Genomic DNA, 20,943 nt, shown 5'->3' with positions numbered 1-20,943 from the left:
CATTACTTATTTATACCGAACGGTATTAACCTTGCTGGTAAGCGGCAAGCTCATCAGTGCTTACACGAGCAATGAAATTGTTATCTAGATAGAAATCAACATGCTCGCCTTGCTTAACGCCAGACATAACTTGCTGGCTACCATCTTCATAAACCAGTGTCATTGCTAAGGTATTTTCGTCAGTTGCAACCATTGAAGCGCTAGTTAGCTTAACGTTCTTAAGCGGAGCGGTAGTTAGGTCGCCATCGATGTGCTGGTTCACCTTGAAAATCGCTTCAACTGGCATGTCTACAACGGCTGGTGAACGACCTGTGACAGGGTTGGTGCCTGTCCAGAATTCGATGCTGTTAACAATAAATAGATCGCCAGTTGCGGCGAAGCCATAAATTGGGCTCATCAGCATAAATAGGCCAGCGCGGCCGTAACGGTTGTCTACAGCGCTTAAGTTAGCTTTAGTTACCATGGCGCTTAGACCCATTTGGCCCATGCAGCCAGTCAGTTGAGTGCTTAGAATTGCAGTTAGCGCGATGGCTGAGATTGTCTTTTTCATTGGTTTATCTTACTAAATTGAGAATGGCGCTGATTGTATGTATCGGTAAAAAATGAGATGTGACAATGATCTCAACTCTGGGTTGGAAACTTGTTTGGTTTGCGCTGTTCTTGTTGCCACTTGTTTGGTGCTTGTGGTGTTTGTACTTAACCTTGATTAGGTGCTGAGTTTTTCCTGTTGATGTGTATTGATTGTTGCGTGATGCCTTTCTGCTATCAGGGGTTGTGACGATAACGGCGGCGTTTTATTCATGCTGAATTTAACGCATAATAGCGCCCCAAATATCGGAGAGCTCATGTCAGATTATCAAGTACTGCACCAAACCCAAGATGAATATGGCCCACTTATCGTATTAGAAGATAAAGAGTCGAGAATTCTAGCCTTTGGTGAAAATGATGAGCAGAGTAAGCTACTGAAAGCTGCACCACATATCCCACAGCATACCTATGTACAAGCCATGCTATTGGTATTGCTCTATAGCCAGCCTAAGAGTGCAATCGTGCTCGGGCTCGGTGGTGGTGGACTTATTCATGCATTGCGTAATTTCGATGCGGGGATCAAACTCACCGCTGTTGAGTTACGTGCGGATGTCATTGAGTTAGCTAAACGCTATTTTCAGTTGCCACTGAGTAAAAAGCTTAAGGTGATCAATCAAGATGCAAAACAGTTTCTTGAGTCTGGCGACCATAAGCGGGTCGATGTGATCTTCACCGACATCTATAGCGCCGATGGCGTCGATGCGGCTCAAGTGTCTGAGTCTTTTATCGCTCAATGCGCTGCCTTGATTAAGGCCGATGGTTATCTGGTGCTGAATTGTTGGAAAGAGCATAGCCAAAACCGTGAGTTGCTCGCTTACCTTAATAATTACTTTGTCGAGGTGCGTGCCTGCCTAACGGGCAGCGGTAACTGGGTGGTGTTTGCGGGTAAAGCCAAACGTGAGATAAGTGCCAGTGGTTTAAAAACCAAGGCGCAGGCGTTATCGCAGCAGCTGGATTTTCAGCTGGCGAGATCGCTGACCCGATTCGATGTTTGGGAGTAACCGCTGTATTCAAGGCTAATAGCCCAACCTTGTTCTTAGTTAACAGCACAGCCTTAATTTAACCCAATCTTAGTGAGTCAATCCCGCTAGCGTTATTTTGTGCTAGTTGGGCTTTGATTGACACTCTTAAACGATTTTTCCACTGGTAATGCCGAATAGTGCTTATTAGTTACTATCTGCCCCTAGAAAACAGTACCTAACTACCTAATATCATTGAATTGTTAATCCTGTTCGGAATTATCGATTAAGATGATAGCTTTTACTCGTTATGACAAATCATTTTTCTCGACTACTATGCTTACATCGAAAACGAACTGGCTTTAAGAGACTCATCATCACTCATCTCAGTTTGTTGAATTTAAAGAAAAAGTATTTTTATTTTTTATTTTTAATATGGAGCATTACATGCATCAGTCAATCATCAACTCTACAATCAAGCCATTTTCAGCGACAGCATTCCACAACGGTGATTTTCACCCAGTGACTGAGCAAGATTTACTAGGTAAGTGGTCAGTTGTTTTCTTCTACCCTGCAGACTTTACCTTTGTATGTCCTACTGAACTAGGTGACATGGCTGACCACTACGAGAAGCTACAATCTATGGGCGTTGAAGTTTACTCAGTATCAACTGACACTCACTTCACTCACAAGGCATGGCACGCAAGCTCAGACACAATCAACAAGATCAAGTATCCAATGATTGGTGACCCAACAGGTACTATCACACGTAACTTCGGTGTGATGATTGAGGAAGACGGTCTAGCACTACGCGGCACATTCGTTATCAACCCAGAAGGCGAGATCAAAGTTGCTGAAGTACATGACCTAGGTATTGGTCGTAGCGCAGCTGAGCTAGTACGTAAAATCCAAGCGGCTCAGTATGTAGCGACTCACGATGGTGAAGTATGCCCAGCAGCATGGCAGCCAGGTGAAGAGACACTAGCACCATCAATCGACCTAGTTGGTAAAATTTAAGTCGATAGAAAATGATGATAGTGCGTTAGTGAGCCCCATCTCTCGCTAACGCTCAACAAAGTCATCAAGAGATCTCATCTCCACGGTTCAGCCTAGTGTCCCCCTGTCATCTAGGCTGAACAATCTCTTAAAACACCTTTTGACCAACAAATTGCTAGACCGTACACACTTTTTATTTTCTCTATCATTTTTTATTTTTTCGCGAGTGCTAGGCCAGCACCAAGGGTTACTGTTGCCTGTAAGACACCGAACTTAGATTAGCTTTAAGATATTTAGGAGTCATCATGTTAGATGCAAACGTAAAGAATCAACTGAACACTTATTTGCAGAACCTCAAGCATCCAGTTGAGCTGGTTGTGTCTGTTGATGGCAGTAAAAAAGGCCAAGAGCTTAAGTCGTTAGCGGCGGATATCGATAGCCTGTCTTCACTTATTTCAGTAAAAGAGCAAGTGGGCGAACGCACACCTTCAATGGCAGTGATAAATCCAAACTTAGGTTCGCAAATCACTTTTGCAGGCTTGCCAATGGGTCATGAATTTACCTCTTTGGTTCTTGCGCTGCTGCACAGCGGTGGGCACCCAATCAAGCTTGAAGCCGATGTGATTGAACAAATTCGTCAGCTACCGGGTGAGTATCGCTTTGAGACCTACGTGTCCCTAAGCTGCCAGACTTGTCCTGAAGTCGTACAAGCTTTGAATATGATGGCGGCAATTAACCCAAACATTACTAACGTGATGATTGATGGCTCTTTATTCCAAGATGAAGTGAACGAACGCAATATCATGGCTGTACCTTCTGTGTACCTCAATGGCGAGCAATTCTCTATGGGGGCCATTAGCACTGTTGAGATCTTAAATAAGCTCGATGTGAATGCGGCTGGCAGAAAAGCCGAGCAGCTCAATGAGAAAGAGCCGTTTGAAGTACTTGTGGTTGGCGGCGGCCCAGCGGGTGCATCGGCAGCGATTTACGCAGCACGTAAAGGCTTGCGTACTGGTATTGTGGCAGATAAATTTGGTGGTCAGGTTGCTGAAACCGTTGGCATCGAGAACTTTATCTCAGTTAAGGCGACTGAGGGGCCTAAGCTGGTGGCGAACCTTGAGGCCCACGTACATGAATATGATGTTGATATCATGAATAACCAGCGTGCCTTAAGCTTGAAGTCTGGTGAGTTATTCGAGCTAGAACTGGAAAATGGGGCAGTACTACGCAGCAAAACGGTATTGTTAGCCACAGGTGCCCGCTGGCGTGAAATGAATGTACCCGGTGAGCAGGAGTACCGCGGTAGTGGCGTTGCATACTGTCCACACTGTGATGGCCCCTTGTTCAAAGGTAAGCGCGTTGCTGTTATCGGCGGTGGTAACTCAGGCATCGAAGCGGCAATCGATTTAGCTAATATCGTTGAACATGTAACCGTTTTAGAGTTTGATAAGAGCTTACGTGCCGATGAAGTGTTGCAGCGAAAAGCTAAGTCTATGGGTAATATCGACATCATTACCGAGGCAATGACAACCGAGGTGACTGGCGATGGTAAGCGCGTTAACGGCCTTAACTATACCGACAGAGCGACAGGTGAAAGCCACCATGTTGAGCTTGCGGGAATATTTGTGCAGATTGGTCTAGTGCCTAACTCAGAGTGGCTAAAAGATACCATTGATATGACGGTTCGCGGGGAGATTATTGTCGATGCGAAAGGTGAGACCTCTGTTCCCGGTATTTTTGCCGCTGGCGATGTGACTAACTCTGCCTATAAGCAGATCATTATCGCCATGGGCAGCGGTGCAACAGCATCTCTAGGGGCATTTGACTATCTCATTCGTCACAATGTTGACGAAGCGAGCAGCGGTAATATCGCAGCCTAGGTGACAATTTCTAAGTATAAAGCCAGCATAAGCTGGCTTTTTTTAGGTTTAAATATCTGATAATGAGATTTTTATTGTATTGGCACTTTAACTAATAAAGAGTTAAGTGCTTTTTTTATGATAAGTTTAACGGAAGTAAATCGGTTCACAATGGAGCAAGATCTGAAGTCACACCAATATCAAGTGCAGTTGAAGAGTGAAACCTTCATTATCATCAAGCGCGGCATCGTCTGGGCGAGCTATGTGAGTTCAGTCTTGCTGCTTGTGGTTATGCTCAACGCTTATTATTTTGATCGTGAGTATTTTGAAGTCGAGTTACTTGGGCTTAAGTTGCTCCCGTTGGGATTAACACTTGTGTTTGGGCTTGCGGCTATTAGGGTATTGGGGATTTTTCACATTAGTGTTACTCAAACCTATCTCTATCTAGGTCTGCTTATTATATCGTGGTGCTACTTACTTATCGGTTTAGATTCGCTATCGGATAGTGCGATGCAGGGCATTGAATCCTTAACCGATGTGCTGGTTTTAGTGTTTGCGTTAGCTTTATTCCCTAACCGTAATTTGATGTTATTAGGGATTTTGCCTTTTCTAACCTTTGGTAGCATTTATCATTTTACTCAATACTCTGCTACCCCCATCTACCCTATTACTAAGTTTCTCTGCTTTTTGGGCATAGTGTGGTCTGGGCAAAAAATTATTTCAGGTTGGTTCTTTAAGGCCGTCATCCGGAGCATTGAGAAAAAGAAGTTATTGCAGCAGTTTAAGCGTTTGGCTTTAATTGATGGATTGACCGATATCAGTAATCGTCGTCACTTTGATGATGTGTTAATTCAAGAGATTAAAGCATCACTAAGAAACGAGCTGCCATTATCTATCATCATGGTGGATGTGGATTTCTTTAAGCAGCTTAATGATAGCCTTGGGCATCAGGCGGGGGATAAGTATTTAAAAAGCATAGCCGCCGCATTAAATGGTGCATTAGAGCGGCCTAGGGATCTGGTGGCTCGCTATGGTGGGGAAGAGTTTGTGATTGCCCTTCCGGATACAGATTTAACTGGTGCAATTCGAGTTGCAGAAAAAATTAAGCGAGCGGTCGCTGCAGCTGAGCTTAAACATCCCAGCTCTGCAGTGTCAGCTTGGGTTACGCTTTCCCAAGGCGTTGTGCAGTGGCAAGAGGGGATGGAAGCCTCTGAGTTGGTTGCAGCGGCAGATAAGCTACTCTATGAGGCTAAGGCTAACGGACGAGACCGTTTCTGCTCAGAATAAAAGTAATAACCTAAAAGTTGTTTGCTAAAGCATGCAAACCACTGTTAACACCAACTGAGCTGAGATTTCCTCAGGAGCCCGTATTTTATTAGGCCGTGGTATTAATGTTGTGACCAATATTACCGACAGGCGCTGCTGGCGCTTCAGGCATGGCCGCCTGAATCAATTGCAGTGCCATTTCCCCTTGCATCTCTTGTTGCGCTTTAGCCATTTGCGCGACTTTTACGCCAACGGCTCCATGGCTCATGTTTGGTTGAAGATTTGCACTAGCGATAGTTACAGCCATTTTTTAGCTCAATGAAGTAGGGATGATAGTTTAGTTATCGGCAGAGCACATCCTCGCTTGAGGATTGCCGTGTTACAGAGTGTATCTTTTAAAAGAAGGTTCTAGGAGCTAGGAAAAGCAGGTTCTAGGAAAAGCAAAGGGCAAAGACGGTTAAAGCTGAGACGATAAGATCCGAACGGCCTGCGGCCTAGGGAACGTGACTGCGTCACTTACGGAACGCTGCGCTTACGGAAAGGCAAAGAAGGTTCTAGGTTCTAGGAAAGGCAGGTCCTAGGAAAGGCTGAGATGGAAAAGCATAAGGCAAAGACGGTTAAAGCTGAGACGGTTCAAGCTAAGACGATAAGAGCCGGACGGCCTGTGGCCTAGGGAACGTGACTGCGTCACTTACGGAGCGCTGCGCTTACGGAAAGGCAAAGAAGGTTCTAGGTTCTAGGAAAGGCAGGTCCTAGGAAAGGCTGAGATGGAAAAGCATAAGGCAAAGACGGTTAAAGCTGAGACGGTTCAAGCTGAGATGGAAAAGCATAAGGCAAAGACGGTTAAAGCTGAGACGGATCAAGCTGGGACGGGAAAAGCATCCTTTAGCCTTCTGTAGGTTGGGTTTTAGCCCGCCAAGCTTACGGTTTTATGGCCATTGTTGACGGCATAAATGCCTACCTACATTAAAAAAAGGGCCTAGGACGCTTCGCTTCGAGGACGGGCTGAAGCCCTGCGAGGAAAAGCAAAAGCCAAAAGCGTCAGGCTGTTATCTTTGATTTTCCCGCTTTATCTATTCCGGCTTCATCCGTCTCAGCTTTAACCGTCTCTGCTCTTCCTAGAACCTAGAATCTAGAACCTAGGACGCTTCGCTTCGAGGACGGGCTGAAGCCCTGCGAGGAAAAGTAAAAGCCAAAAGCGTCAAGCTGTTATCTTTGGTTTTCCCGCTTTATCTTTTCCGGCTTTACTTTTCCGGCTTCATCCGTCTCAGCTCTTATCGTCTTAGGCTTTCCGGCCTTTCTCAGCTTTTACCGTCTGCGCTTTCTCTATGCTCTTACGGATAAGCGTGATAATCACAGTTAGTACGATAGAGCTTAAGATGAGGCCGATAGCTAAGGCCACATTTTGTAGCGCTGTTGGGTCAACAGCCAACATACCACCGAGTCCCATCATCATAATTCCTGACATTAGCTTAAGGGTCTGCCCCTCTTTCTCGGTCAGTTTACGCTTACCAAGTGACACACTGAAGGCGATAACAATCGCTGCAAGTGGGATGACATAAACCACGTTGTACATCACTAGATACATGTAGCGCTCGAAGGTCTCTAGGTCATGCATAGACAGTACGCTGGTGTAGATCATCGGGAAACCAGCGGTACATAAAAGTTCATAGGCGTTGGCTAAGATAGATAACACCACAGTACCGGCAATCATGGCGGTCATGCTGCTGGCGCTGGTTAGCTTCCCCATGCGCTTTATCAAGCCCGTGCGGTTTTCAGCCGACATCGACAGGGTGACTTCTCCTTTGGTAAAGAAGTAATCTTTGATGTTGATTGCTCCTGCAATGAGCGCCAACATACCCGCTCCGAGAATAATCCAACCACCATCGCTACCTGCGCCTAGAAGCTGGAAGATATTGAGCCATGCACTCATAAAGATGAAGTAGATAAAGCCGGAGAAGAACACGAAGATCCCGCCCACAATTAGCATGCGAGTGCGGCTCTTAGCGTTAACCATGATAGAGAGTAGGAATAGCAATACAAAAAATGCACAAGGGTTGAAGGCATCGACACCTGCAAGCACGACAGTCAGTAGTGGCAGTGACATCTGTTCAGGGTGAACTACACCCACAAGCGGGATCTCGACCGGTTGTACATCTGAGCTCGCAAGCTCGCTGCTAGCATCTAATCCTAAGCCACAGGTACCCTCAGCGTCGCTTTCGCTGCCACTCTCACTACAGGTTTGAAACAGTCCACCTGTCATTGGGGCAGTACTGTAATCGCCTTCAACCTCTGGGGCCAATTTTCCACCGAGTGAAACATAGTATGATTTTAAGCGTTGCACTAAAAACTCACCGGATACAGCCTGACTGGTATAACCGACAACCGCTTTTTCACCGCTGGCAAAGTAGGGCACCGAGCGAGCTTCGGTTCCAGTCTGTTTAGCGACTTCTTGCCATACTGCCATGGTGTCTGGCGCAGTGATCATATGATCTTCAACCTCTATCCAAGGGTAGCGCTCGGGTAGGCTATCGATAAAGGGATGAGCCTCGGCGCAGTGAGGGCAGGTCTTAGACCAGAAGAAATACAGTTTAACCTTAAGCTCTCCTTGAGCATTGGTGTAATGCCATAGATTGTTCGTCGCTGGGGTTTCCGCAGCGGCAAAATTGGAGAGAGAGAGGCTCGATAATAAGAGGGCGAAAAAGAGAATAATAGACTTAGGCATGCGAACTCCGGCAGACGTATTAGCCATAAATTAAACCTGTTTGTTACTAATACTCTACTTTAATACTTAGCAATAGCTAAATTAATGTTTTGTTTTTGCAGATGAAATCTCGAATAATTTACTTTTGGGAACTACAACTAACTTTTAACAATAAAGTTAAACTTTTGCTGATAGTTATAACTGAGTAGTTTAGATAAGGTTAAATTAATCACATCTATTGATGCCTGTGGATTATACGCATATTTGGAGCTAGATTAAGGGGGCGATTAGCAAGAGGCGATGATAGCCTCTGCTTCAATCATAACTAGGGTGAGAACTAGAACTAGAATAATAGTCGCCTATTCACTCTTACTGGCTACTCTTACCTCTTGCTCTCTTTCATCGGGGCACCAGACCACAGATACGCTGCGATTTTCCTCGGTACTTGCCGTCAACAGGCGGGTGATAACAGGAGCGGGATAGGCTGCATCGTTAAGGTAGGTTTTCACTCTGTCGATGCGTCGTTGTGCAAGCCACTTATTGTATTCACGAGCTTCTTTGGTCGATTGAGCCTGATTGACCTTGAACTCGAGCAGTAAATAACCAGCTCCCTGCTGAGTATCTTTTGTCAATTGCTCCAGTTTTGAGCCGTACTGTGAACTGAAGTAGGAGCTGTTTTTGGGGTAAACAATATCGAGAATGTGAGTGTTGTTTTCACATTGAGCTAGAGCGTTTGTGGTAATGAGTAAACCAATTGCGGCTATCCATTTCATAATCGTACTTCCTTACGAACCTTAAACTCATCCTTAAGAGCAGTTAGGGGCTACTCCATTGTGCGGAAATTTATGCTATTACTAGAGGAAATACAATCATCTTTAGATTAAATGTTCTAATGATGAACAGTGCTCTTCGCTGCTGTAGAAGATATTTGTGGCGTTGTTTGCTCTGTGAATCACGGACTATGCAGGGCAAAGAGTGAGCAGTCCACTCAAGGAGCAAAAATGGAGACGGTCGATCTTCTCGTTATAGGTGGTGGGATCAATGGGGCGGGTATCGCTCAGTGCGCTGCTGCAGCTGGCTATAGAGTCATGCTGTTAGAGAAAGAAACCATTGCTGCACAGACGTCTGCTAATTCCAGTAAACTCATTCATGGGGGCCTGCGCTACCTCGAATCTGGTCAATTGCCCTTGGTCAGAAAATCTCTGGCTGACAGAAAAGCGCTGCTTAAGCTCGCTCCCTCGTTAGTTTACCCAATCCCATTTTACATTCCTGTCTATGAAAATAGCCGTCGCAGTCCATGGACGATTAGGGCTGGGTTGAGTTTGTATGCCTTTTTAAGTGAATTTGATCCTTTGGGCCAGTTTAAATCGATACCATCGATACATTGGTCGAAAATTAAAGGCTTAAAATTACATGGCTTGAAAGCTGTATATCAATATTGGGATGCACAAACTGATGATCAGTTGCTGACTCAAGCGGTAATCAAGAATGCACGTACTCTTGGGCTTGAGGTTATTGAACATGCCAAATGCACATCTATTGCGCATAAACAGAGGCATTGTTTAGTACGTTATCAGCACGAGGCTATTGAACATGAGGTAGAAGCTCGAGCTGTGGTGAATGCTGCAGGACCTTGGGTGAATCAAGTACTTGAGACTGTGTCTCCACCGCTCTCTGCTGAGCCAATTGAGTGGGTGCAAGGTAGCCATTTGTTACTCGATATTCCAGCTAATGACGGTATTCTTTATTTGGAGTCTTGCTTCGATAAACGGGTTATTTTTGTCATGCCTTGGAAAGGGCAAACATTAATTGGAACCACTGAGGTACCGTTAACGTCGCTAATGGCTAAGCCCAGTGTTACCCCAGAGGAAACAGAGTATTTGTTAGGAATTTACCATCATTACTTTAGTTGTTTTGGGGATATAGCAGCGCTAAAAAAGCGATTGATTGGTAGTTTTTGTGGGGTGAGAGTATTACCTAAGCAAGAAGGTAAAGCGTTCGACCGTCCTCGGGATACTATACAAAAAGTACAAGCAAGCCATCCGAATTTGCTTAGTCTCTACGGTGGCAAGCTAACCACTTATCGAACCACTGCCAGTGAAGTGTGTGAATGGTTAGAGGGGACTATCGGTAAGCGCCAAACCTTGGCTGATTTTGAAAAACTTTTTTTAGATTAACTTTGTTTTCGGTGTCGAACTTTCATTAATCTGTAACCTAAATGTCATACTATTGCTCGTATCAGCTATAGGGGCGCTTAGCTTTAATATATTCGTTTTAGTGGTTAGTTTTAACACTGAGTTTTAGTGGTTAGTTTTTATTTGTGGATGATTATGTTTCAAATATTTCTACGTTTTTTTTCCCTCGGTTTAATCTCTTTTGGTGGCCCAGCTGCACACATCGGCTACTTTAGGCAAACCTTTGTACAAGAACTTAATTGGCTAGATGATAAACACTACGGCAGTTTAGTTGCTCTAAGTCAGTTTATGCCAGGGCCTGGCTCGAGTCAGGTTGGCTTTGCTATCGGTTATCATCGAGGTGGCTTATTAGGTGGTATTGCTGCGTTTTTAGGTTTTACCCTGCCTTCATTCATATTATTGTTTTTATTGGCTGTAACTAGCAGTCAATGGTTAGACTACTCGTTTACCCAAGGCATTATTCATGGCCTCAAGCTATTGGCTGTTGTAGTGGTAGCCGATGCGATTTGGATTATGTTTAAGCAGTTTTGCCAGCGAAAGCAGGCCAAGCTATTAATGGTGCTAAGTTGTGTGATCATTTTGCTGCAGCCATCCATGTTGATGCAGTTTGGCTTGTTGATAGCTGCGGCGCTCGTAGGGCGTCACTATTTAGCAGGTGAGCGGGAGGAGCCTGCTGCTGCGGCGCAGAGTGTGAAGCTTAACTGGTTTTACTTAAGCCTGTTTGTGGGATTATTGCTGGCATCTTTGACGATGATAGCCTTGTCAAAATCAGCTGGGATAGCGAGCTTAACTGAGTTGTTTAGCCAGTTCTATCAAGTCGGTAGTATGGTATTTGGCGGCGGCCATGTGGTGTTACCTTTGCTACAGCAAAGCGTGGGGGATGCGATCAGTAATGATCAGTTCTTAACGGGCTACGCCTTAGCACAAGCGGTACCTGGACCTATGTTTGCCTTAGCGGCGTTCTTGGGAGCCGAAATATGGATTCAGCAACCACTTGTTGGTGCCTTAGTGGCAACCCTTGCTATCTTTTTACCGGGCTTTCTACTCATGCTGGTGGCGCTTAAAAGTTGGCATGCGATCAGCGCCAAACCGCAGGTAACGGGCGCTGTTGCCGGAGTGAATGCTGCTGTGGTGGGCTTTCTATTAGCGGCGCTGTATAACCCAATCTTTACCAGTGCGGTATTGTCGCCACTGGATATGGCGTTAGTGGTGCTAGGTTTTGGCTTGTTTAAGATCTTTAAGCCAAACATCTTTATCTTGGTCGCAGGTTTTGGCGTCACTGGTGCGCTAATAGGGGCGTTTGTTAGCTAACCTTCCTTATAAAATAGAGAGATATAAAAAGGCCGTAAGAGGTTGCTCTTACGGCCTTCATTATTGACTCCACTTTCACTGTGCTTAGGCGAGTTCTGGTTCTGCTAGCTTATCAGCTACCTTTTCAGCTTTAACTGCACACACCTTAAATTCTGGGATTTTCGCCACAGGGTCGAGCGCATTGTTGGTGAGCTTGTTGGCCGCCGACTCCGCAAAGTGGAACGGCAGGAACAGAACCCCAGCTTGTGCACGCTTAGTCACAAAGGCTTGGATCTCAATCTCGCCGCGGCGGGTGCTGAGCTTTAACATGTCGCCGTTATTCACTCCAAGCTTCTCGGCATCAAAGACCGAGATCATCACCTTGGCACTACCAAGCTGGTTAAGACCTTCGGTTTTACGGGTCATGGTGCCAGTATGGAACTGCTCTAATAAGCGCCCAGTCGATAAGATCAGCGGATATTCTTCACATGGCATCTCTGCTGGTAGACGATAGTGCACCGCACGCATCTTACCTTTACCGTGAGTAAACTGAGATGTGTGCAGAATTGGCGTACCAGGGTGGCCTTCAGCAGGGCATGGCCACTGTAAGCCTAGGCGACCATTCTCGGTTAGGCTATCGATCACCTGCCAAGTAATACCACGATACTGTGGTGTGACTTGGGTGATCTCATGCCAAATCTGTTTCTCGCTCTGATAATTCCAATTTTCGCCCATTTCACTAGCGATAAGCTGAGTGATCTCCCAATCATTCTTAGCTAGACCTGGTGGTGTCACAGCTGGCAATAACTGCTGTACGCGGCGCTCTGTATTGGTAAAGTGACCTAACTTTTCGGCAAAGGCTGCGGCAGGCAAGACTACATCGGCAAGCTCGGCAGTTTCGGTTAAGAAGATATCTTGCACCACCACAAACTCTGCTGCAGCTAAGCCTTGTAGCACATGCTTTTGATCGGGATCGCTCAGCACTGGGTTTTCACCCATGACATACAAGCCTTTCAGTTCGCCATGGCTCAAGGCGTGCATCATCTCGGTGGCCGATAGACCGATATCGGCACAAAGATCTTCCTTGCCCCAGGCTTCACGGAAGCGCATTTGTACTAAGGGATCGCTCAACTTCTGGTAGCCGCTGAAGTAGTTCGGTAGTGCGCCCATATCACAAGCGCCCTGTACATTGCTCTGACCACGAAGTGGGTTAATCCCCGCGCCTTTAACACCGATATTGCCACACAGTAACTGCAGGTTAGATATTGCGGTAACGTTATCATGCCCTGAAGTATGCTGAGTCACACCCATTGCGTAGTAGATAGCGGTTTTCTCTGCTGTGCCGATAAGGCGCGCTATCTCGATAATATCGTTAGCACTCACGCCTGTGATTAGCGCGGCATTTTCAGGGCTATAATCGCTGCTCATCACCTCATCATAGAGTTGACTGAAGCCTTCGACTCTAGACTGAATATAATCTAGGTCATGCCAATCATTGATGATGATCTGCTGCATAATCGCGTTAAGTAGCATGACGTCAGAGCCGGGTCTGTGCGCTACATAAAGCTGAGCCTTGTCGGCAATGGAGACACGCTTAGGATCGGCAACAATCAAGCGTGCGCCATGCTCTTTCACTGCTTGTTTGATCTTAGAAGCGATAATTGGGTGGGCGCTTTCAGTGTCAGATCCAAGAATAAAGATAAGGTCACTATCTTTGATACTCGGAATATCGTTAGTCATCGCGCCGCTACCTAAGCTTTCGCGAAGCGCAGTTACGGTCGATGCGTGACAAAGACGAGCACAGTGGTCGACGTTGTTATTACCCAGTACGCTGCGGAAGAACTTTTGGAAAACGTAGTTATCTTCGTTAGTGGCTTTTGCCGAAGAGAGACCGGCAATCGCCTTATTGCCATGGCTCTGCTTTATCTGGGTAAAACGCTTAGCCACCACAGAGATAGCTTCATCCCAACTGGCAGGGACTAGCTCACCATTTTTACGGATAAGTGGCGTAGTGAGGCGCTTATCGCTGCCCACAAAGTCGAAGCCGAAACGGCCTTTAACACATAACATGCCTTCGTTAACTGGTGATGAGTTGTCACCACTGATGTGCAATATCTGATTCTTTTGCTCATCGACATGCATATTGACGCGGCAACCAATACCGCAGTAGGTGCAGATGGTCGACACGGTTTTAAGCGGTGCCTTCTGTGCGGCCGTTAAGCCTTGAGTCTTATCACGAGCGTCAACCAGTGCGCCTGTTGGGCAGACCTGTACGCAGTTACCACATTGCACGCAGTCACTGTCATTCATGTTGGCGCTAAAGCCGACTCGTGGTGCGTTACGTTTATCGTTTGCACATGAATCAGGAATGGCTTGGTAGTGATCTTTAGCAAAAGAGATAGCGTTATGGCCGCTGGCGCCGTTACAGATCTCTACGCAGGCACCGCAGCTAATGCAGCGGTTAGCATCGAAGGTGATAAACGGAGCACTGTTATCGACGCTAAAGTGTTGCGCTTGACTGATATCGAGCTCACTGGCCTTAACCTTATATTCGGTCGCATAGTCACGTAACTTACAATCTGTGTTGGCCTGACAGGCGCACTCGAGGCAGCGCGCGGCTTCCTTCATCGCTTCATCGGCGGCAAAGCCTAGCTCGACTTCGCTAAAGTTTAGCGCCCGTTGTAGTTCATTTAGCTCTGGCATTTTACTGCGAGCTTGCACTGCAGTTGCAGGGTATAGCGCATCGGCTTTGAAAGATTTCAGGTTGCTGGTTTTCGGCGCTTTAGTTGAGTTAAATGGCTGTTTAACTAGCTCGCAGGTGAGGCCTTGAGATAATAGCTTCTCGATGGCATCGGCAGCCTTACGGCCATCGGCCACGGCGGCAACCGCGGTGGCTGGTCCTGTACGTGAGTCTCCGATAACAAATAGCTTATCGAGTCCTGCCGATTGACCCGCCGACATGGTGTGTTCACAACCTTCAAAGGTATTCCAGCGAGTAAGGGCTACTTCACCTGTGGCAAGCTGGCTTTGTGGATGATCTAAGAAGTCCATATCTGGAGTTTGTGACACCGCTGGGATCACTGTATCGAAGGCTTCTGTGAAGGTTTCACCAGTCGGTGTTGGGCTACGACGCCCTGAGCTGTCCGGCTCACCGAGTGCCATTATTTCAAAAGTCACCATAGCCACTCGGCCGTTGTCATCGCTATGGTTTTCAATTGGATTGGTGAGGAAGTGGAACTTAATGCCTTCTTGCTCAGCCTCATGGATCTCATAGTCTTCGGCTGGCATTTCATCGCGAGTACGACGGTAGACTAATGTGACATCGGCGCCTTCACGTTTTGCGGTGCGAGCACAGTCGATAGCGGTATTACCGCCACCGATTACCGCCACTTTTTTACCGGTCACGTATTGCTTATCTATGCAGTAATCTTTTAGGTAGTCGACGCCTAGGTAGCAGCCATCAAGCTCGATGCCTGGGTAGTTCATCGGTACCGCTTTTTGGGCGCCAATGGCTAAACAGACCGCATCAAAATCTTGGATCAAGCCATTGAGGTGAATATCGCGGCCAAGGCGAGTGTCGGTCTCAATATTTAGACCGTTTTTGCACAGAAGTTCGATCTCTTTGTCGAGAATCGCTTTAGGTAAACGATACTCGGGAATACCGTATCTTAACCAGCCGCCAGCCTTAGGCATAGATTCGAAAATGGTGACATCATGGCCGTTGTTCGACAGATAGTAACCCGCCGAAATACCCGCAGGACCACTGCCGATGATAGCAACCTTCTTGTTAGTCGCTGGTGCCTTTGGTGGTACATAAGGGTTAGCATCATCGAGATCTAAGTCGGCTGCGTGGCGCTTTAGCTGGCGAATAGCCACAGGCTCATCGACTAAGCCTCGTCGGCATTCAGATTCACAAAAAGCGGGACAGACACGGCCAATAGACAGTGGCAAAGGTAAGGTCTGTTTGATGACTTTAACCGCTTCGCTGTGGTCACCTTGGGCGATATGGTAAAGGTATGATTGCACATCGACGCCAGCTGGGCAGGCGGTTTGACATGGGGCTTCGCAGTCGGCGAAATGATCGGACAAAATGACTTGTAGCGCCGCTTTACGCTGTTTGCTAAGGGCGGCCGACTGGGTGATGACTTGAATATTCTGTTCAGTAATGTCAGCAACTCGTGTCTCACAGGCGCGTACATTAGTGATGCTGTTATCGCTGGAAACAAGCTCTACATGGCAAAGATTACAGTGTTGTTTGCTGTCATGAACTAAAGAGCTGGCTTTGCTTTTACATAGATTAGGAATAGCAATGTCGGCATTAAGCGCAACGTCTAGCAGGGTGTCTTGCTGATTGGCGATTAATGACTTGCCATCAATTATTATTTGTTTCATCGCATGGGCCTTTATTTATAGGGTAGCTGCTGGCGCTTGGCGTTGGGGCCGATGACCTTGACGCACGAGCCGCACTCACGGGGACAGACTGGGCGAAATCTTATTTATCTGAGTATACCTGCGGCCTTTTTTTACGCTGATAATGCAGCTTAAGTTTTAACTGAAATTGCTGGGGCGCTCACATGTGATGTCAGAAATGTGCGCGATAACAGTTGTGGCTGGTCTAATCTGTGATCCAGATCCTTGTGTAGGCGTTCAGAGCTGTTAGGAGTGTATTTTAAATTGATTATCAGAGGCTTACCGAGTCATCTTCTTGACAAATACCACTACGAATAGCGCGATAGTAAAGCTGCCAGTAAAGGCCTCGAAAGCGGCGATGGCTCGTGAGAAACCGACCGGTGTGAAGTCGCCATAACCTAGGGTGGTAAAGGTGACGACCGAGTAATAAATACAGTTAAGAAACAACATGATATTAGTGGCGAGATCTTGGTTTAGACTAAACCCCTGTAACTGCCCCCCATACTGTAGTCCGGCAAAGAAGTAGAGCACGGCGCAGATGAGGATGAGGATCAGTGAAAAGCCAACCACTCTTAGCGGTGCCTCACCATAGCCGCAAAAGAGATCGATGCCTTTAGAAATGATGCGTTTAAGACAGTATCTTGGCATCTGATAACGGCGCATGGTGAGCTCTTTACGAATATATTGGCCAGACATGGCAAATAGGCCTTCTCTATCGGCAGCTTTGCGCAGATCGCGGTAGATCTCCTCGGCCTGCTCTAGGTAGTCCATGGCTCTGTCGTTGTCGCCAATTTTTTGCGCCTCGTAAGCTAAGCGTTCCTGACATAGAGTGTTGCCAACATGCATGTTTTCAATTTTGGCGCCGAGCCATTTTACACCAAGCAGGTTGCAGCCCTGAAGGTTGCCACAATGTACGGTGGCATCCCGTAGATCGGCTTTCATTAAGCTGGCATTTTCGAGTTTGATATTAAATAGGTGTGCACCACTTAGATCTGCGCGGTAGAGTTCGGCGTTGCTCATGTCAAAGCCTGCCTGTTGCTGGTGGCGAACTAGATCGATATTGGCGAGTTTTGCATGGTTGAGGCTAATGCCCCTGAGTTGACCGCCCTTGCGAGCAAAGGCTTCCAGATTTTGTATATCTTCGGGGCTGTTTTTTATGATTTTTGGGTCATGCCAGTAACATAGGCCTGAGTCTCCGGCGGGCTCTCGGCAGGTATATTGATTATTTTCGTGGTAACGACAGAGGTTAGTCGTTTGGCTATCAGTTGGCATAAATAGCGTCAACCATCGACAGTGGTTGGATAATATTGAGTCTGGGTAATATTGAGTATAGACAGTCGGAATTAAAGCTGCCGATTTAGCAATGTGTGAACTCGCTCCCCCTCATACATTTGCTCCTCGTTACAGGCTTAGCCTATGAGGTAAGTTTTAGTTTTTAGGCTTTGAGCAGGCTTTGATGAATAAAATTGCTATTTTGTACGCTTTTGCCGCTAGGTTTCAAACAAAGCATGGGTTAAAATAGCGGGTTTTCCATCAGTAGTAACCTAGTCGTTAGCGCTTTTAGTCGTTAATGCTTAGCAATTAGAAGTTGATTAAATCATGTTTGAAGTAAATCCAGTTAAATTCAAAATCAAGGAGCTCGCCGACCGTACCGAACTTCTTCGGGGGTATCTTTGACTACGATGCCAAGAGTGAGCGTCTAGAAGAAGTCAGCCGGGAGCTTGAAAGCTCTGAAATTTGGAACGATCCAGAAAACGCCCAAGCCTTAGGCAAGGAGCGTGCAGCACTTGAAGCGGTAGTGAAAACTATCGACGATATGGACAGTGGCCTAGAAGATATCGAAGGATTACTAGAGCTAGCCGTTGAAGAGGACGATGAAGAGACCTTTAACGACGCCACTGAGGAATTACAGGGCTTAGAGAAGCGCCTTGAGGAACTCGAGTTCCGTCGTATGTTCTCTAAACCACATGATGCTTCAGATTGTTATTTAGATATTCAGTCGGGCTCTGGTGGAACAGAAGCGCAAGATTGGGCCAATATGGTTTTGCGTATGTTCTTACGTTGGGGCGAAGCCCACGACTATAAGCCTGAGCTGATTGAAGTCACTGCTGGTGATGTTGCGGGTATTAAAGGCGCAACAGTGAAGTTTACCGGTGAATATGCCTTTGGTTCACTGCGTACTGAAACTGGTGTACACCGTTTAGTGCGTAAGTCACCATTCGATTCATCGGGCAAGCGACATACCTCTTTCTGTTCGGTATTCGTTTACCCAGAAATTGATGATTCGATTGAGATTGATATCAATCCAGCCGATCTAAGAATTGACACCTACCGCGCGTCGGGTGCGGGTGGTCAGCACGTTAACAAAACCGAGTCGGCAATTCGTATTACGCATTTACCGACCAACACTGTCGTGCAATGTCAGAATGACCGTTCACAGCATAAAAACCGTGACTCGGCCATGAAACAGTTAAAAGCAAAGCTGTATGAGCTAGAAATGCTTAAGCAGAATGCCGACAAGCAAGCCGCGGAAGATGCTAAGTCAGATATTGGCTGGGGCAGTCAGATCCGTTCATACGTGCTCGATGATGCGCGTATTAAAGATCTACGTACCGGCGTTGAAAACCGAAATACCCAGAGCGTTTTAGATGGCGATCTGGACAAGTTTATTGAAGCTAGCCTGAAATCTGGCCTTTAACGAGAGAAGAAGATGACTGAACAAACACTAGACGAGAACAAGTTAATTGCAGAACGTCGTGCTAAATTAGAGCACATCCGTACGAACTGCCCAGCAAACGGTCACCCGAACAACTTCGATCGAAAACATAAAGCGGCAGACATTCAAGCTGAATTTGGTCAATACACCAAAGAAGATCTTGAAGGCATGGGCATTCAGCGCTCAATCGCTGGTCGTGTAATGGCTAAGCGTGGTCCATTCTTGGTTATCCAAGATGTGAGTGGTCGCATTCAAGCTTATGCGGGTAAAGACGTTCAAAAAGATCTTAAAGAGAAGTTCCAAGGTCTAGATATCGGTGACATCATCGGTGTGACGGGTCAGCTACACCTTTCTGGTAAAGGCGACCTATATGTGAACATGGAAGAGTACCAGTTGCTAACTAAGGCGCTGCGTCCACTTCCTGAGAAGTTCCACGGCCTAACTGACCAAGAGACTCGCTACCGTCAACGTTATGTTGACTTGATCGTTAACGAAGAATCACGTGCTGCATTCGTTATGCGCTCTAAAGTGGTTACCGCTATCCGTAACTTCATGGTGAAGAAAGAGTTCATGGAAGTTGAAACACCAATGATGCACAGCATCCCTGGTGGCGCTTCAGCGCGTCCATTTATCACTCACCACAATGCACTAGATATCGAAATGTATCTACGTATTGCACCTGAGCTATATCTTAAGCGTCTAGTGGTTGGTGGTTTTGAGCGTGTGTTCGAAATCAACCGTAACTTCCGTAACGAAGGTCTATCACCACGTCATAACCCAGAATTCACTATGATGGAATTCTATATGGCGTATGCAGATTATGAAGATCTAATGGATCTAACTGAAGAGATGCTAAGCTCTATCGCCACTGAGCTTTGTGGTTCTCCACTGCTTCCATACGGTGAGCATACTGTAGACTTTGGTGGCCCATATGCACGTCTAAGCATGTTGGATGCGATCAAGAAGTACAACCCAGACAACGCAACTATTCAGTCTATGACTTATGAAGAAGTTAAAGACGTGGAGTTTATGCGTGACTTGGCTAAGAGCCTAGGCATGACTATCGAGAAGTTCTGGACTTGTGGTCAGCTACTTGAAGAGATCTTCGGTGAGACTGCAGAGCCTAAGCTAATGCAACCGACTTTCATTACTGGCTACCCAGCGGATATCTCTCCACTAGCGCGCCGTAATGACGAAAACCATTTCATCACCGACCGTTTCGAGTTCTTCATCGGCGGCCGCGAAGTGGCTAACGGTTTCTCTGAGCTTAACGATGCTGAAGATCAAGATAGCCGTTTCAAGGCGCAGGTTGATGCGAAAGATGCCGGTGATGACGAAGCGATGTTCTACGATGCAGACTACATTACTGCACTAGAGCACGGCTTACCGCCAACAGCGGGTCAAGGTATCGGTATCGACCGTCTAGTGATGCTATTTACTAACACGCACACCATTCGTGACGTGATCCTATTCCCAGCGATGCGCCCACAGGCGAACTAATCTTGGGAAAATAGGTGCATACCTGTAAGACTAAAAAAACCAGCTATTAGGCTGGTTTTTTTATGCCAAAAATTCGAATTATGCATTTCTGTGATGGAGATGCATTTATTCAGATATTAGAACGATTAATCTCACGATTAAATTGATATTTATCAAACAAATATAATGAAATTCCCTGTATTTTGTCGGGCTGCAAAATGTCTAAACAGAGCTTATGTTAGATATCGTTAACTTTGGGGCCACAATGCTGATTGCGCCTTAATGTAGATTTAGCCCCAGAGCGAGACTGCACGTTTTAATATACTGGTGAACGCTAACGCATATCTCTGATACTAAGAGTGTTCAGCCCTGTTATCGAATGAGATAGCTGAGCGCTAATGTCTATGATTTCGTTAGTGTAAGTGTTAAGTTAGCCACTAATAACGCATCTGGTAAAGCAACTCTTTAGCATGATTATTGC

Annotated in this window: 15 protein-coding genes; 9 read left to right on the top strand and 6 right to left on the bottom strand. The window is 46.3% G+C overall.

The window, feature by feature from the left end:
• Positions 1 to 25: 25 nt before the first annotated feature.
• Complete coding sequence (locus tag K5Q92_RS18715) at positions 26 to 550, bottom strand: DUF3332 domain-containing protein (protein WP_220770407.1); 525 nt, start codon at positions 548 to 550, stop codon at positions 26 to 28.
• A gap of 295 nt (positions 551 to 845) precedes the next feature.
• Between K5Q92_RS18715 and K5Q92_RS18710 the strand changes: the two genes are divergently transcribed.
• From K5Q92_RS18710 to K5Q92_RS18695, 4 genes are all read left to right on the top strand, one after another.
• Positions 846 to 1,589: a spermidine synthase gene (locus tag K5Q92_RS18710; RefSeq protein ID WP_220770406.1), complete on the top strand. Its 744-nt coding sequence runs from the start codon at positions 846 to 848 to the stop codon at positions 1,587 to 1,589.
• A 405-nt stretch (positions 1,590 to 1,994) separates the two neighbouring features.
• The gene (gene ahpC / locus K5Q92_RS18705) at positions 1,995 to 2,564 is read left to right on the top strand and encodes an alkyl hydroperoxide reductase subunit C (protein ID WP_220770405.1); all 570 of its coding nucleotides are present in this window, start codon (positions 1,995 to 1,997) and stop codon (positions 2,562 to 2,564) included.
• A 284-nt stretch (positions 2,565 to 2,848) separates the two neighbouring features.
• A complete protein-coding gene (ahpF, locus tag K5Q92_RS18700; protein WP_220770404.1) occupies positions 2,849 to 4,423 on the top strand; it encodes an alkyl hydroperoxide reductase subunit F in 1,575 nt (524 codons plus the stop codon).
• Positions 4,424 to 4,540: 117 nt separating this feature from the next.
• Positions 4,541 to 5,689 carry a GGDEF domain-containing protein gene (locus tag K5Q92_RS18695; protein ID WP_259649631.1) on the top strand — a complete coding sequence of 383 codons (1,149 nt, stop codon included), beginning with the start codon at positions 4,541 to 4,543 and terminating at the stop codon, positions 5,687 to 5,689.
• Positions 5,690 to 5,777: 88 nt separating this feature from the next.
• Here K5Q92_RS18695 and K5Q92_RS18690 read toward each other — a convergent pair whose 3' ends face one another.
• Positions 5,778 to 5,975, bottom strand: a complete 198-nt coding sequence (locus tag K5Q92_RS18690) for a cytoplasmic protein (protein ID WP_220770403.1) — start codon at positions 5,973 to 5,975, stop codon at positions 5,778 to 5,780.
• Between the two features lie 460 nt (positions 5,976 to 6,435).
• On the opposite strand from K5Q92_RS18690, the gene K5Q92_RS24290 reads away from it, so the two are divergent.
• Positions 6,436 to 6,567, top strand: a complete 132-nt coding sequence (locus K5Q92_RS24290) for a hypothetical protein (protein ID WP_259649630.1) — start codon at positions 6,436 to 6,438, stop codon at positions 6,565 to 6,567.
• Positions 6,568 to 6,950: 383 nt separating this feature from the next.
• Here the strand turns inward: K5Q92_RS24290 and K5Q92_RS18685 are convergent, their stop codons facing one another.
• Positions 6,951 to 8,393, bottom strand: a complete 1,443-nt coding sequence (locus K5Q92_RS18685; protein ID WP_220770420.1) for a thioredoxin family protein — start codon at positions 8,391 to 8,393, stop codon at positions 6,951 to 6,953.
• Between the two features lie 338 nt (positions 8,394 to 8,731).
• Entirely contained in the window at positions 8,732 to 9,145 is a 414-nt protein-coding gene (locus K5Q92_RS18680) for a hypothetical protein (RefSeq protein WP_220770402.1), read from the bottom strand.
• A 228-nt stretch (positions 9,146 to 9,373) separates the two neighbouring features.
• On the opposite strand from K5Q92_RS18680, the gene K5Q92_RS18675 reads away from it, so the two are divergent.
• Together K5Q92_RS18675 and chrA are read left to right on the top strand one after the other, a co-directional pair.
• Positions 9,374 to 10,549: a glycerol-3-phosphate dehydrogenase/oxidase gene (locus tag K5Q92_RS18675; protein ID WP_220770401.1), complete on the top strand. Its 1,176-nt coding sequence runs from the start codon at positions 9,374 to 9,376 to the stop codon at positions 10,547 to 10,549.
• Between the two features lie 153 nt (positions 10,550 to 10,702).
• Complete coding sequence (chrA, locus tag K5Q92_RS18670) at positions 10,703 to 11,878, top strand: chromate efflux transporter (RefSeq protein WP_220770400.1); 1,176 nt, start codon at positions 10,703 to 10,705, stop codon at positions 11,876 to 11,878.
• Positions 11,879 to 11,962: 84 nt separating this feature from the next.
• Here chrA and fdhF read toward each other — a convergent pair whose 3' ends face one another.
• Both fdhF and K5Q92_RS18660 read right to left on the bottom strand, forming a co-directional pair.
• A complete protein-coding gene (gene fdhF, locus K5Q92_RS18665; protein WP_220770399.1) occupies positions 11,963 to 16,249 on the bottom strand; it encodes a formate dehydrogenase subunit alpha in 4,287 nt (1,428 codons plus the stop codon).
• A gap of 297 nt (positions 16,250 to 16,546) precedes the next feature.
• Complete coding sequence (locus tag K5Q92_RS18660; RefSeq protein ID WP_220770398.1) at positions 16,547 to 17,539, bottom strand: ion channel; 993 nt, start codon at positions 17,537 to 17,539, stop codon at positions 16,547 to 16,549.
• 327 nt (positions 17,540 to 17,866) lie between these two features.
• Between K5Q92_RS18660 and prfB the strand changes: the two genes are divergently transcribed.
• Together prfB and lysS are read left to right on the top strand one after the other, a co-directional pair.
• Positions 17,867 to 18,965 (top strand): peptide chain release factor 2 gene (gene prfB / locus K5Q92_RS18655; RefSeq protein WP_220770397.1). Its coding sequence is split into 2 segments (ribosomal slippage): positions 17,867 to 17,941 and positions 17,943 to 18,965, totalling 1,098 coding nucleotides; the frame shifts between segments, so codons are not numbered across the junction.
• Between the two features lie 12 nt (positions 18,966 to 18,977).
• Complete coding sequence (lysS, locus tag K5Q92_RS18650; protein WP_220770396.1) at positions 18,978 to 20,483, top strand: lysine--tRNA ligase; 1,506 nt, start codon at positions 18,978 to 18,980, stop codon at positions 20,481 to 20,483.
• The last annotated feature ends 460 nt before the right edge of the window (positions 20,484 to 20,943 follow it).

The organism is Shewanella sp. MBTL60-007, from assembly GCF_019654915.1.
Lineage (GTDB): Bacteria > Pseudomonadota > Gammaproteobacteria > Enterobacterales > Shewanellaceae > Shewanella.
Note: the sequence above shows the minus strand (reverse complement) of the source record. Positions and strands in the feature narration are given on the sequence as shown.

Coding starts and splice junctions, on each gene's coding strand:
- K5Q92_RS18715 (WP_220770407.1), bottom strand. CDS start 550: ATGAAAAAGACAATCTCAGCCATCGCGCTAACTGCAATTCTAAGCACT.
- K5Q92_RS18710 (WP_220770406.1), top strand. CDS start 846: ATGTCAGATTATCAAGTACTGCACCAAACCCAAGATGAATATGGCCCA.
- ahpC (WP_220770405.1), top strand. CDS start 1,995: ATGCATCAGTCAATCATCAACTCTACAATCAAGCCATTTTCAGCGACA.
- ahpF (WP_220770404.1), top strand. CDS start 2,849: ATGTTAGATGCAAACGTAAAGAATCAACTGAACACTTATTTGCAGAAC.
- K5Q92_RS18695 (WP_259649631.1), top strand. CDS start 4,541: ATGATAAGTTTAACGGAAGTAAATCGGTTCACAATGGAGCAAGATCTG.
- K5Q92_RS18690 (WP_220770403.1), bottom strand. CDS start 5,975: ATGGCTGTAACTATCGCTAGTGCAAATCTTCAACCAAACATGAGCCAT.
- K5Q92_RS24290 (WP_259649630.1), top strand. CDS start 6,436: ATGGAAAAGCATAAGGCAAAGACGGTTAAAGCTGAGACGGTTCAAGCT.
- K5Q92_RS18685 (WP_220770420.1), bottom strand. CDS start 8,393: ATGCCTAAGTCTATTATTCTCTTTTTCGCCCTCTTATTATCGAGCCTC.
- K5Q92_RS18680 (WP_220770402.1), bottom strand. CDS start 9,145: ATGAAATGGATAGCCGCAATTGGTTTACTCATTACCACAAACGCTCTA.
- K5Q92_RS18675 (WP_220770401.1), top strand. CDS start 9,374: ATGGAGACGGTCGATCTTCTCGTTATAGGTGGTGGGATCAATGGGGCG.
- chrA (WP_220770400.1), top strand. CDS start 10,703: ATGTTTCAAATATTTCTACGTTTTTTTTCCCTCGGTTTAATCTCTTTT.
- fdhF (WP_220770399.1), bottom strand. CDS start 16,249: ATGAAACAAATAATAATTGATGGCAAGTCATTAATCGCCAATCAGCAA.
- K5Q92_RS18660 (WP_220770398.1), bottom strand. CDS start 17,539: ATGCCAACTGATAGCCAAACGACTAACCTCTGTCGTTACCACGAAAAT.
- lysS (WP_220770396.1), top strand. CDS start 18,978: ATGACTGAACAAACACTAGACGAGAACAAGTTAATTGCAGAACGTCGT.